This is a genomic window from Spirosoma gilvum, from assembly GCF_054776815.1.
Genome location: NZ_BAAHBH010000003.1, coordinates 45776 through 58738 on the forward strand (window position 1 = coordinate 45776; position 12963 = coordinate 58738).

Genomic DNA, 12963 nt, shown 5'->3' on the forward strand with positions numbered 1-12963 from the left:
TTATTCTTGAATTAGAATCCGGCTCTGATACCAAAGGTGATCGTGCGAGCATTACCGATTGTGTTTCTGTCGACTCCCTGAGCACTATTTCCTGAAGTGGTCGATCCATTCGATGATACTTCTGGATCTGGACCTGGGTATTTGGTAAGTACCGCCAGGTTCTGACCGCTGACATACAGGCGGAGGTTGCTCATTTTTACTTTCGACAATAGGCTGTTTGGCAATGTATAGCCGAACGTAACCGAACGAACTTTCAGGAAGTCACCTTTGAAGACGTTGATGTCAAGCGGGAAAGCCGAACCGTTCGATGTGTTGTCGTTGAACACAGGCTTCGCATATTTTTTGCCCGTGTCGCCTTCTTTCTGCCAGGCATCCGTCAGCACATCCGTCGCATTGTTCCAGAACCGTTGATCGTGCAGACCCGCGTTGGTACCGTAGTAAACCGAGAAGCCTAACTGATAGGTCAGCAGAACGCCGAGATCGAAGTTTTTGTATTTGAAGTTGTTATCCCAGCCACCATACTGCTTAGGCACTACATTAGCATACATCACGCCATCGGTAGCCTGGGTGATCGATGTGCCACCCGTTGGGCTTACGTATTTGGTTTTGCCATCGGGAGTCGTCGAATAGTTGAACTCACCACTAGGAGCGTAGTACTGGAAGTACACGTTCTGGCCAGCCGAATTGACGAAGATTCGCTTACCCGTAGCTGGATCAACTCCATTGGTTTTCACAACCCACAAATAACCCAGCGAATAACCTGGTTGCGTTTGGTTGACTGTTTCCAGGCTCGAGGTGCCGGTTTGCAGAACGCTCAGACCCGGCGCCAATGCCGTTACTTCGTTTTTGTTGAAGGTAATGTTGAAGTTCGAGCTCCACTGGAAGTCTTTGGTGTTGATAACACGCGCATTCAGCGAAATCTCTAATCCTTTGTTGTACATCGTACCAACGTTCTGCGGAGGAAAGGCAACGCTTGATAATGTACCTGGAATCCCTGTAGATGGTGCCTGAGCTACGTTCAGAATCAGGTTGTCGATGTCATTCTTGTAGTAGGCAATCTCGCCTGAAATCCGGTTGTTCAGCAGGCCAAAGTTAATGCCAATGTCAGTTTTGGTACTCGTTTCCCACTTAAGGGCTGGGTTACCAACAACGTTGAAGGCCAGTGTAGCTGCACCACCGTATAAGCCAGATGCATAGAGGGAATAAGGCGAATAATCGTTAATACCACCGATGTTCCCCACTTTACCATAGCTACCACGAATCTTGAAGCTGCTGAAGATATTGTCCAGCGAAGCCGATTTCCAGAAGTTTTCCTGGGTAATTTCCCAGCCAGCCGAAAGGCCATAGAAAACGCCTTTTTTCTCACCCAGAGCCGAATACTCGTCCTGACGTACGTTACCACTCAGGAAATATTTCTCCTTGTAGTTATAGTTCAAACGGCCAAAGCCCGACAGCAGGTAGTTTTCGCCATAAGCCATGTTGGATGGGTTATTGACCGTATAACCAGCCTGAATGACCGTATAGTTAGGATCAGACAGGTTCTGGCGGTTTATACCATAACCCAGGGTCGTTGTACGTTGTTGCTCCTGGCCTAACAGCAAGTTGAAGTTGTGCGCTCCACCAAATGACTTTTCAAACTGAGCTGTGTTGGTCCACAACCAGGTTTTCAGTTTGCGGAAGTTGCTGGTGGCATTACCGGTTGAGCTATACCCATCACTCGACTGGGGCGACTGGAATAAGTCGTTGTCAACCAATAAATAGTCAATGCCATAGGTACTTCTCAGTGTAATCCAGTCAAGCGGTTTGAACTGAATATAAGCGTTCGACTGGATATGGTTGTTTTCGGTGTTGGACCGGTTCTGATCCAGCATTGGCAGCGGATTTGGATACGAAACCGACGTACCCACAATATTATTGGCAATACCAATGGCGGACCCGTTCAGGTTATACGTTCCATCGTTATTATAAGGCGACAGAATTGGAGGCAGTACCAAACCAACACGACCTAAACCGGCAGTGTTAAACGCTTCGCCGTTCAGCGAGCCCGACGTACCTGCCGCCAGGTTCTTCTCATTCGAAATGGCAATTTTGCCGCCAACCGTAAATAACTTGCTCAACTTGCTGTCTACGTTGAACAGGGCGTTCATACGGCCAAAATCGTTTTTGTTCAGAACACCTTTCTGGTTCGTATAACCCACCGAGAAGTAATAGTTGGTGTTTTCGCTACCCCCCGAAACGTTCAGACTGTGGCTATGCGATACGCCCTGCCGATAGATGTAATCGTACCAGCGTGTATCGATCGGATTCCCGTTGGCGTCATTCGTCTGGGTGAATTTTACGGCCGAAGCAGTTGGGTTGTTGGCAACTGCCTGTGATTTGAACGAAATGTATTGGCTGGCATTCAGCATCTCAGGTAGCCGATAGGTATTCGAAAAGCCTAACCAGCCATCATAGCTTACCCGAACTTTGCCTGACTTACCCCGTTTGGTCGTGATGAAAACGACACCATTGGCGGCACGGCTACCATAAATAGCAGTAGCGGCTGCATCTTTGGCTACGTCCATACTTTCGATATCGTTCGGGTTGATACTAGCCAAGGGGTTCGATGGCGCATTGGTACTGCCCTGATCACCCGTGAAGGTCGGAATGCCGTCCACAACGATCAACGGATACGAACTCAGCGAAATGGAGTTTGTTCCCCGAATTCGGAAGACCGGCGGGTTGTTCAATACGCCGTTGGGTACTGTAATCTGTACCCCTGCCGACCGACCTGCCAGGCCAGACTCAAAGCTTTGTATAGGCATTTGAGCAATCGTCGCTCCTTTTACCGAAGCAATGCTTCCGGTCGCATCCTGACGGGTTTGCGTACCATATCCAATTACGACTACTTCACTAAGTTGCTGCGTGTCGCCTTTCAGTAAGACGTTGACCACAGAACGATTATTAACCGGCACTTCCTGCGCCGTATAACCAATGAAGCTAAATACTAAAGTGCTATTGGCAGAAGCGGCCAGGCGGTAGTTGCCCTGAGCGTCGGTGTTTGTACCTCGATTGGTACCTTTTACCTGTACGGTCACTCCCGGCAGAAGCGACCCGTCGTCTGATGAAGTGACTTGGCCACTCACGGTTATTTCCTGTGCAAAACCGGGCAGACAGAATAATAACGTAAGCATCCAACTTCCAAATAAAATTTTCCGCATTTGTTAGTAGAGATTAAATAATATTAAACGTCCAAAAAATTGGAGAACAAATTTAATGTATAGAATGCAAATTGCTACTAATGTTTGGTGAAGAAATTTTGTAATATTCTAATAATGCGTCTTGGTGCGTGTACTGAAGAATATTGATTTTAGAACGATTATGGCTGATTGTTGAAAATTTTGGAAAATGTACCCTAATCAGTTGTGATTCTGTTAATTATTTATTGGTTTTATACGCTTTAATTCAAAATAAGCACCCAGTTTGGCGAAGAATCCTTTTTGTAACCATCCGTAAACAAACCTTTTATTTCCTGAGTATATCTGCTTAAGGTGCTCATTGTCAATGCACTTGTATAATTTTTGAATCGCTAAAAACGAAATGTCGAAGGATTGTAGCAGTAGTAATACCTAAGTTTATCTGTAATACCTAAGGCACTTTGTTCGAATAATATTTGCCCATGAATTATGTAGTAGTCTGTATAAACGACACTTTTTGTTATTGAGCCATATAAAATTCTGAATAATATTATACTGCTGAAATTAAGTGTCTTGACATTTATTATTGTATTTTACGTTGAAATACCTATTTGAGCAGCCTATTAGCATGGGTTAACATAGTTGGTTGTTTATCCATGAAAAGTCATATTGACAACTTGTGCTGCAAATGGATAGTATAAGATGAAGTAATCTACAGCCCACGACTGGAGTTGGCACTGGCGCGGAGCTTTAATGAAAGAAGAAATAGCCCAGTGCAATTCCTGCAACTACCCCTACGAAATCGGCAAATAAACCATAAGGAATGGCATGCCGTGAGTTACGAATGCCTACTGAACCAAAATACAGGGCCACAATGTAAAATGTAGTATCGGCTGACCCCTGGAAAATACAGACTAGACGACCCACAAACGAATCCGGCCCAAATTGCTTCATCGCATCGATCATAAGTGCGCGGGCACCCGCCCCGCTGAGGGGCTTCATCAGCGCAACCGGTAGGGCATCCGAGAAATCGGTATTTAAGCCTGTAAGGGAGAAAAGATACTTTAGACCTCCAACCAGGTATTCCATAGCCCCAGCATTCCGGAAGGCGCCAATGGCAACCAACATACCTACCAGGTAGGGGATAATTTTTACGGTCGTCTCAAATCCCCCTTTGGCTCCTTCAATAAAGGTTTCGAAGATGGGCACCTTCCGCCAAAGAGCCCCCAACAGAAAAGCAACCACAATCGTAAGCAGGACCATATTCCCAAATACTTTAGAAATGGTTTCGATTTCTTCTTTCGGTCGGCCCGACAACGCCCATAAGGCTAATCCGATCAGAGCCGTAATGCCACCTAGCCAGCCCAGTACTGTAGCATTGAGTAAGTTGATTCGTTGCTTAATGGCCACCGCTACTAGGGCTACTACGGTCGTAACATAGGTGCCAATTACACAGGGAATAAAGACATCCGATGGGTCTTTGGCGCCCAGAATAGCCCGTTGCGCCATAATGCTCAGTGGAATAATCTGAAGCCCTGATGTATGGAGTACCAGAAACATGATTTGCGCATTGGAAGCCGTATCTTTATTCGGATTGAGTTCCTGTAAACTAGCCATCGCTTTCAGGCCGAACGGGGTAGCAGCATTGTCCAGACCGATCATATTGGCCGAAAAGTTCATGATCATCTGCCCATTGGCCGGATGGTCTTTTGGTACTTCGGGAAACAGCTTATGGAAAAATGGCCCGATGATTCGGGCCATAAAGTTGATAGCCCCGGCTTTCTCGCCAATGTTCAGCAGCCCTAAGAAAAACGTCATGACACCCGCCAATGGAAGGGCAATGTCCATAACGGCCACTTTGGAAGAATCGAAAAGCCCCTCAACAATGATTTTGAAAATTTCGGTATCACCCAGAAAAATAAGCTTGGCGAGTGCCACCAGAAAGGCAATAACAAAAAAAGCAACCCAGATATAATTAAGCGCCATCTGTGATAAAGAGTGAAAGAGCAAAAGAGTGATAGAGCGAATAGTGAAGAAACCTCATTTGCTCCGGTAGTCATCTGCCTGGAAATCCTGTAAGTTTACAGGAACATTCCGCTTAAATCAAGTCTGCCGTTCTGATAACATGACGAAAATTGCCTTCTGTACCATCGCTCTTTCACTCTTTCACTCTTTCGCTCTTTATCCAGCTCATTCGCAACCCTTCGAAGCGGCTATGATCAAACAGGGGCTGGTCGATGTTCAAAAGGTTGATCCGACTATTCTGGTGGAATTGAAATACTCAACGACGGATAATTTCGTCGGAAAAGACGTGTACGGGGACCTGACGCGGGCGTATATGCAGCCGATGGCCGCCCGTAAAATGGCGTTAGCCAGTAAATATTTACAGGATCACCATCCCAACCTACGGTTGCTGGTGTATGATGCCGCCCGGCCACGTTCGGCCCAGTGGAATCTCTGGAATGCGCTGCCCGACCTGCCGGAACGCGAACGACGAAAATATGTTGCTGATCCCCGCGAAGGGTCAATTCATAACTACGGGTGCGCGGTCGACCTGACGGTGGCTACTGAAGATGGTAAGCCGTTGGATATGGGTACCAAATACGATTTCTTTGGCGAACTGGCCTATCCGTCGCGCGAAGCTAGTTTGTTAAAAGCTGGTAAGCTAACGCAAAAGCAAATCGACAATCGATTGATTCTACGTACGGCAATGCGGGAGGGAGGCTTCTCGTCCATAGAATACGAATGGTGGCATTTCAACGCCCTTTCGCGCGAGAAAGCAAAAATGGCGTTTCGGATTGTTGATTGAAGAATGTAACGATGGGAAGATATAGACGTCTAAGTGGCGATATCTACATCGTTATGGTTTCAATTATGCGCTTACTAAGCTTGAGGGCTGCTTATCTCTCCTTTCTCATTGTATTAGGAGTAAAATTCCCAATGTTGGCTCAGTCGGACGTTTCGGCGGCTGTAGTGTCGGTCGAATTGCTTAAAAAGCACGTTTTTATGCTGGCATCCGATAGTTTACAGGGCCGCGAAACGGGTACGATTGGGCAGCAGCAGGCATCGATTTATTGTGCCCGATCATTCCGGCAAAGCCGCTTATTAGCTCCGTTTCGCATTGATTCTGTTCAAGGCTCTTTCCGGCAGACATTTGCTTTTACTGTTGGCAATGCTGTGCCATTTGGGATGGGACGAATGTACGGTTCTATGTCATCCGGCAGCGTTCGGGCTTACCAATCGCCCGGTTCGTTCAGCAGATCATCCTACCGGTCAATTCCTTCAACGTATAAGCCGCTTGAATTAGCTCCACTACCAATCACAGCCAAAGACAGTAACAACGTATCGCTTAGCCATAATGTCGGTGGTCTATTGATAGGAACAGACTTGAAACAGGAGGTGGTCGTACTATCAGCGCATTATGATCACTTAGGGAAAGTCGGAAAGCGTGTCTACCACGGTGCCGACGATAATGCATCAGGTACGGCTACGATTCTGGGTGTAGCTTCTGTATTCGACAGTTTGGCGCGGCAGGGAATTCGGCCCCGCCGAAGCATTTTATTTCTGCTTTTTTCGGGTGAAGAGGGAGGCCTGTTAGGGTCTCAGTATTTTGTTACCAATAGCCCTATTCCCCTGAATCAACTGATTTGCGACTTAAACGTAGACATGGTTGGACGTGTAGATAACTATCACCATAAAAAGCCGAACTATTGCTATCTGATCAATGGAAATCAAACGAATGAACTTCTGCGAATGGCAAAGCAGGCCAATGAACAATCCGTTCATTTGGGGTTAAATGAAGGTGGCTACGATACCCAGTCCGACCCTAATCAGTATTTTTACCGATCCGACCATTACAATTTCGTTAAAGCGGGCGTTCCAGCGCTGTTTTTCTCAGATGGCGAACACTCCGACTATCACCAGACGTCCGACACGGCTGATAAAATCGATTACGATTTACTGCAAAAACGAGCAACTCTAGTGTTACAAACGGCCTGGCTGATTGCTAATGAAGGGGCTAAATAGAATCTCTGTCCCTAAAACACCAGATTATCAATGAGTCGAACGTTGCCCAGATGAGCGGCCAGGCAAATCGCCGTTTGGCCCGGTGCCAGAACATGATCGGTGGGCTGGAGGGTATCCGCATTGACGATTTCGACGTATTCCAATCGAAAAACAGGCTTTTTACTGAAAAAGTTAGTAACGGCTTCCTTGGCCTGTCCAATACTTTTTCCATCAAATAACAAATCATGAGCGAGCGTCAGCGCCTGAAATAGAGCCGTAGCCTGTTCGCGTTCGGCAGGGGTAAGGTTGCGGTTACGCGACGACATGGCCAGTCCATCGGTTTCACGAATGATAGGGCAACGAATCAGTTCAACCGGAAAGCTTAGGTCGCGGATAAGTTGCCGGATAACGCCCACCTGTTGCAGGTCTTTCTGGCCAAAATACGCTCGGTCGGGCTGGATAATGTTGAACAATTTAGCCACTACGATGCCGACACCGTTGAAATGGCCAGGCCGGAAAGCACCTTCCATAACCGTTTCCAACGGGCCGAAATTCAGGCGAAGGGTAGGCGGCTTCGGATACATTTCGTCTGCGGATGGAACGAAGACTACATCGCATCCTGCCGCTTCGAGTTTTTGACAGTCTTCTTCGAGTGTACGGGGGTAGCGGGCGAGGTCGTCGGGATTATTAAATTGAACTGGATTGACAAAAATGCTGCTGACAACGACGTCATTTTCGCGACGGGCTGTTTCGATCAACGCCAGATGGCCTTCGTGCAGTGCGCCCATAGTTGGTACGAAACCAATGGTACTTTCATTGCGAAATGTGTGCAGGTATTGACGAATGGCATCGGCTTTTTCAAAACGCTTCATGAGGCTAATTTTTTGAGCCTGCAATGATACATGATTCAGCTCTTTTTTACGCGAATACGTATCTTTTTTAGGGGAAAATGTATTGAAATATGGGAAAAATTTGTTTAATTTTGCAAGTTTTTTGATTCTCTCAAGACAACACACGCTTCCCGATTATGAGCAAATTACGCATCCTTTATGTCGCTAGTGAAATCAATCCTTTCTTAAAAACTTCTGACGTTGCCGACTTTGTTCGCAAACTGCCACAAGCCATGCAGGAGCGGGGAATGGAAATCAGAATTCTGGTGCCCCGGTTTGGATTGATCAATGAGCGGAAAAACAGGCTGCACGAGGTGGTTCGGTTGTCTGGTATTAACATTGCGGTTGGCGACGATGAAAAGCCCCTGATTATCAAGGTGGCATCGATCCCAACGGCTAAGCTTCAGGTTTACTTTATCGATAACGAAGATTATTTCCAACGGAAATACGTGTTTCATGATAAAGAAAACCGATTCTATGATGATAACGACGAACGGGCGATTTTCTTCTGCAAAGGGGTTCTGGAAACCGTAAAAAAACTGGGATGGGCGCCTGATATCGTCCATTGCAACGACTGGATGACAGCCCTGATTCCGCTGTATCTGAAAACGACCTACAAAAACGACCCGATGTTTAAAGACACAAAGTCAGTTTTTACGGTCTACAACAATTCATTTGAGCATCGATTTGAGGGCGACATTATCGAAAAAGCCCGGATGATGGACATTGATGATGAAATGCTGGCCGAATTGAAAACCGCCGATTTTCAAGGATTTATTCGGATTGGTTGTGCTTATGCGGATGCCGTGGTGCGGGCCGATGAAGAATCGAGCGAAAGCCTGAATGCGATTCTGGACGATATGCCGGAGCATAAATTTGATCTGGCCGAAGCCGATGATCTGACGGATCGTTACTACAATTTATACACGCAACTGGCTGGTTAGCAGTAGGTATAACCAGAGTCATTTTTAGAGAGGTTGTTAAATCAATCAAACAAAAAGCCGGAACGTCCGGCTTTTTGCATTTACTTTACTTTCTGAATTCAACTTGTACAACAGATGATCACAGGTAGGTGATTAGCTGTTGTGTACCAAAAACGACACTTGAAATTATGTGTGGCATTGTAGCATACGTTGGGCACCGGGAAGCGTGCCCACTCGTCATAAAAGGGTTGAAGCGTCTGGAATATCGGGGTTATGACAGCGCCGGTGTTGCCCTGATGAATGGACACGGTTTAAAAATTTATAAGAAAAAAGGGAAAGTAGCCGCCCTGGAACATGAACTGGATGGGAAAGAAACCCATGCAACCATCGGCATGGGACATACGCGCTGGGCAACGCATGGAGAACCCAACGATGTAAACGCGCATCCGCATTACTCGTTTCATCGGAAGTTGGCTATTATCCATAACGGAATTATTGAGAACTACGCGGCTATAAAGCAGGCGTTGCTTAAAAAAGGGCATACTTTCAGCAGTGAAACGGATACCGAAGTGTTGGGCCAGTTTATTGAGGATATTTGGGAAAATCAGGGGGGAACGCTTGAAGATGCCGTTCGGCTGGCGTTACAGGAAGTGGTAGGAGCCTATGCCATTGTGATCATGAGCGAGAGTGATCCTACGCAGTTGATTGCTGCCCGGAAAGGTTCTCCATTGGTGATTGGCGTTGGCGAAAATGAGTACTTTCTGGCGTCGGATGCTACACCCATTGTGGAGTACACCAAAGACGTAATTTACCTGAACGATTACGAAATCGCGGTCATCAAAAATGGTGAATTGAAAGTTGTTACGCTTGATAACACCACCACAACCCCCTACGTCCACAAAGTAGAGCTGGAACTCGAAGCCATCGAAAAAGGCGGTTTCGATCATTTCATGCTCAAGGAAATCTTCGAGCAACCCCGCTCTATTGCCGACTCGATGCGGGGGCGCGTACAGGTCGATGCCGGAACGCTGCAACTGGGCGGTTTACGCGATTATCTGGACAAGCTGGCGAAGTCGAAGCGGATCGTGATCGTTGGCTGCGGCACATCGTGGCACGCAGGGCTGGTAGCTGAATATATTTTTGAAGAATTAGCCCGTATTCCGGTAGAGGTTGAATATGCATCAGAATTCCGGTATCGAAACCCGATCATCAAAGAAGGCGATATTGTTATCGCCATCTCCCAATCGGGCGAAACGGCCGATACGCTGGCGGCTATTGAACTGGCTAAATCGAAAGGAGCAACGATTTTCGGCGTGTGCAACGTGGTTGGTTCGTCTATCGCGCGGGCAACGCACGCGGGTGCCTACACCCACGCTGGGCCCGAAATCGGTGTAGCCAGTACGAAAGCATTCACGGCGCAGGTAACTGTCCTGACGTTGATGGCTCTGGCCGCTGCCAAACGGAAGGGCACTATTTCTGACTCCTTGTTCCGGCAATTACTGGCCGAAATGGAAAGTATTCCGGCTAAAGTGGAGAAGGTGTTGCAGGCTGCCGATAAGATTAAAGAGATCGCCTACATTTTCACCTACGCCCGCAACTTCATCTACCTGGGCCGTGGGCTTAATTTCCCCGTAGCTCTGGAAGGGGCTTTGAAGCTGAAGGAGATCAGTTATATCCACGCCGAAGGCTATCCAGCTGCCGAAATGAAGCACGGTCCTATTGCACTGATCGATGAAGATATGCCCGTCGTGGTCATTGCCACTAAAGATTCGTCGTACGAAAAAGTCGTTTCGAATATTCAGGAAGTGAAAGCGCGCAAAGGGCGGGTTATTGCCATCACGACCGAAGGTGATACACACCTGCCGGGCATGGTCGACTTTACCATCGAAATCCCAAAAGTTCATGAGGTGCTGATGCCACTGGTATCGGTTGTACCCCTGCAACTGCTGGCGTACGACATTGCCGTTATGCGTGGTCGTAACGTCGACCAGCCACGGAATCTGGCCAAGTCGGTAACGGTAGAGTGATTCAGGCTGAAAAATTGATTTAAACACATCGGACCGCCGAAGCGGAGACACTGAGATTGCAGAGAAATTTGCTTAAAAACTCTGTGATCTCTGTGCCTCTATGTTTAATGTTACATCGGCTATTTTGTAAAGCATGCTTTCAATATGTTTCTATGCAAACAAAGCTCACTCTGCCTTACTTGTTAATCGTTGGTTTAACGCTGTCACTCGTGCATGCTCAATCCACTCCTCGTGCCCGTGATCTGGGTATTCCGCTCGACGGGACGCCAGGGCGATACAATGCCATCACCGATGTAAAAGGCGTTGAAGTGGGTATGACGACGCTTATTTCGGGGAATGGTAAGCTAGACGTAGGTAAGGGACCGGTTCGTACGGGTGTGACGGCCATTTTACCTCGTGGCAAAACCTGCGATCCTGTCTTTGCCAACTGGCATACGCTCAACGGAAATGGCGAAATGACCGGCACTACCTGGATCACCGAATCTGGTTTTCTGGAAACGCCCATCCTGATTACGAATACACATAGCGTGGGTATCGTGCGCGATGCCGCTGTGGCCTGGGAAGCCAAAAACAAGTTCTATAAAGATTTAGGCAACGACATCTGGTTTTCATACCCGCTTGTCGCCGAAACATACGATGGTGTACTGAATGACATCAACGGCTTTCATGTTAAGGCAGAGCATGTAATGGCGGCACTTGATGGAGCTAAAAGTGGTCCAGTTGCCGAAGGGGCTGTTGGCGGTGGAACGGGTATGATCTGCCTTGGCTTCAAAGGTGGTACTGGCACGTCGTCGAGGGTGGTCAATGGCTATACAGTTGGGGTATTGGTGCAGGCCAATTTTGGGAGCCGGGCACAATTGACCATTGCGGGTGTACCGGTTGGGCGAGCGTTGCTGGATACCTTATCTTGGCAACTCAATGGCGAACAAATCTACGGCAAGCCGAAACCGAAACAATCCGACGAGCGAGGGTCGATTATTGCTATTGTGGCGACCGACGCTCCACTACTGCCGCATCAGTTGAAACGCATTGCCCAACGGGTTTCGCTGGGTATTGGCAAAATGGGTGGCGTTGGCGGCAACAGTTCGGGCGATATTTTTCTGACGTTCTCAACGGCCAACCCTGGTGTTTTTGACCGGAAAGCGAAAACGAAGGCAGTCGAGATGCTAACGAACGATCAGATAGACCCTTTGTTTACCGCCACCGCCCAAGCCACGGAAGAAGCCATTCTGAATGCGTTGGTAGGTGCTAAAGACATGAAAGGTATCAATGACAACTTTATTCCAGCACTACCCCACGAAACGGTTCGTAAAGTCTTGAAGCAATATAATCGACTGAATAAGAATTGATTACATTACTACTTCGTGACTCGTTTATATTTCTCGATAATGATGTGGTCGATGCCGAGTTTCTCTATTTTTTCGACTCCCTTCTGAATCAGCGTATCGTTCGAAATTTTGACGACAAATTCGAATTTGTGGTTTTCCCACGCCTTATCGCTAAAATATTCCAGGTTTTCGGTATACACACTGTCTTTGAGCGTATAGCTTCCTCCACCTGCCGAGAACTGATTCGTAGAATCTTTGGGTGGGTTGGTAGCGTGATTGAGAAAGGCAAAATGCGTCGGATTGATAATCTTGATCATTTTGTGGGTCGGATCAAACGTAGAAAAGCTGGAGTCTTTTTCGATCGATGTAGCTGACACCAGCTCCCAGGTTCCAATAAGCGGTGCGTCAGGCTGTTTAGTGGAACAAGCGGATAAGATAGCAATGGATGCAAGTAAGAAACAGGTAGTGGTTAATCTCATGATTATGTGTGCGATACGGGGCTTTTTTGTAAAAGCAATTGCGGCTCGATTTTACCCCAAATAGAACACAGATTGTTATGATGATTATGATTTACACAGATCTTAATAAATCATAATCATCATAACAATCTGTGT

At 47.2% G+C, this 12963-nt stretch carries 9 protein-coding genes; 5 read left to right on the top strand and 4 right to left on the bottom strand.

What is annotated here, in order from left to right; genetic code table 11:
* Window positions 1-11 precede the first annotated feature (11 nt).
* The gene (locus ACYVFD_RS08570; RefSeq protein WP_461089487.1) at window positions 12-3200 is read right to left on the bottom strand and encodes a SusC/RagA family TonB-linked outer membrane protein; all 3189 of its coding nucleotides are present in this window, start codon (window positions 3198-3200) and stop codon (window positions 12-14) included.
* Window positions 3201-3926: 726 nt separating this feature from the next.
* Window positions 3927-5162, bottom strand: a complete 1236-nt coding sequence (locus tag ACYVFD_RS08575) for a nucleoside recognition domain-containing protein (RefSeq protein WP_461089488.1) — start codon at window positions 5160-5162, stop codon at window positions 3927-3929.
* Between the two features lie 139 nt (window positions 5163-5301).
* On the opposite strand from ACYVFD_RS08575, the gene ACYVFD_RS08580 reads away from it, so the two are divergent.
* A complete protein-coding gene (locus ACYVFD_RS08580; RefSeq protein WP_461089489.1) occupies window positions 5302-5985 on the top strand; it encodes a M15 family metallopeptidase in 684 nt (227 codons plus the stop codon).
* 65 nt (window positions 5986-6050) lie between these two features.
* The gene (locus tag ACYVFD_RS08585; RefSeq protein ID WP_461089490.1) at window positions 6051-7202 is read left to right on the top strand and encodes a M28 family peptidase; all 1152 of its coding nucleotides are present in this window, start codon (window positions 6051-6053) and stop codon (window positions 7200-7202) included.
* 11 nt (window positions 7203-7213) lie between these two features.
* On the opposite strand, the gene panC is transcribed toward ACYVFD_RS08585, so the two are convergent.
* Entirely contained in the window at window positions 7214-8053 is an 840-nt protein-coding gene (panC, locus tag ACYVFD_RS08590; protein ID WP_461089491.1) for a pantoate--beta-alanine ligase, read from the bottom strand.
* A 155-nt stretch (window positions 8054-8208) separates the two neighbouring features.
* Between panC and ACYVFD_RS08595 the strand changes: the two genes are divergently transcribed.
* The 3 genes from ACYVFD_RS08595 (at window position 8209) to ACYVFD_RS08605 (ending at window position 12370) form a co-directional block, all read left to right on the top strand.
* Entirely contained in the window at window positions 8209-9015 is an 807-nt protein-coding gene (locus tag ACYVFD_RS08595; RefSeq protein WP_461089493.1) for a glycogen/starch synthase, read from the top strand.
* 167 nt (window positions 9016-9182) lie between these two features.
* Window positions 9183-11021 carry a glutamine--fructose-6-phosphate transaminase (isomerizing) gene (gene glmS, locus ACYVFD_RS08600; RefSeq protein WP_461089494.1) on the top strand — a complete coding sequence of 613 codons (1839 nt, stop codon included), beginning with the start codon at window positions 9183-9185 and terminating at the stop codon, window positions 11019-11021.
* 152 nt (window positions 11022-11173) lie between these two features.
* Entirely contained in the window at window positions 11174-12370 is a 1197-nt protein-coding gene (locus ACYVFD_RS08605; protein ID WP_461089495.1) for a DmpA family aminopeptidase, read from the top strand.
* Window positions 12371-12378: 8 nt separating this feature from the next.
* Here ACYVFD_RS08605 and ACYVFD_RS08610 read toward each other — a convergent pair whose 3' ends face one another.
* Window positions 12379-12828, bottom strand: a complete 450-nt coding sequence (locus ACYVFD_RS08610) for a hypothetical protein (protein ID WP_461089496.1) — start codon at window positions 12826-12828, stop codon at window positions 12379-12381.
* Window positions 12829-12963: the final 135 nt, after the last annotated feature.

What these genes read in the sequence shown, in the direction of transcription:
- ACYVFD_RS08570 (WP_461089487.1), bottom strand. Translation starts at nt 3,200, where the DNA reads ATGCGGAAAATTTTATTTGGAAGTTGGATGCTTACGTTATTATTCTGT.
- ACYVFD_RS08610 (WP_461089496.1), bottom strand. Translation starts at nt 12,828, where the DNA reads ATGAGATTAACCACTACCTGTTTCTTACTTGCATCCATTGCTATCTTA.
- ACYVFD_RS08580 (WP_461089489.1), top strand. Translation starts at nt 5,302, where the DNA reads ATGACGAAAATTGCCTTCTGTACCATCGCTCTTTCACTCTTTCACTCT.
- glmS (WP_461089494.1), top strand. Translation starts at nt 9,183, where the DNA reads ATGTGTGGCATTGTAGCATACGTTGGGCACCGGGAAGCGTGCCCACTC.
- ACYVFD_RS08605 (WP_461089495.1), top strand. Translation starts at nt 11,174, where the DNA reads ATGCAAACAAAGCTCACTCTGCCTTACTTGTTAATCGTTGGTTTAACG.
- panC (WP_461089491.1), bottom strand. Translation starts at nt 8,053, where the DNA reads ATGAAGCGTTTTGAAAAAGCCGATGCCATTCGTCAATACCTGCACACA.
- ACYVFD_RS08595 (WP_461089493.1), top strand. Translation starts at nt 8,209, where the DNA reads ATGAGCAAATTACGCATCCTTTATGTCGCTAGTGAAATCAATCCTTTC.
- ACYVFD_RS08585 (WP_461089490.1), top strand. Translation starts at nt 6,051, where the DNA reads ATGCGCTTACTAAGCTTGAGGGCTGCTTATCTCTCCTTTCTCATTGTA.
- ACYVFD_RS08575 (WP_461089488.1), bottom strand. Translation starts at nt 5,162, where the DNA reads ATGGCGCTTAATTATATCTGGGTTGCTTTTTTTGTTATTGCCTTTCTG.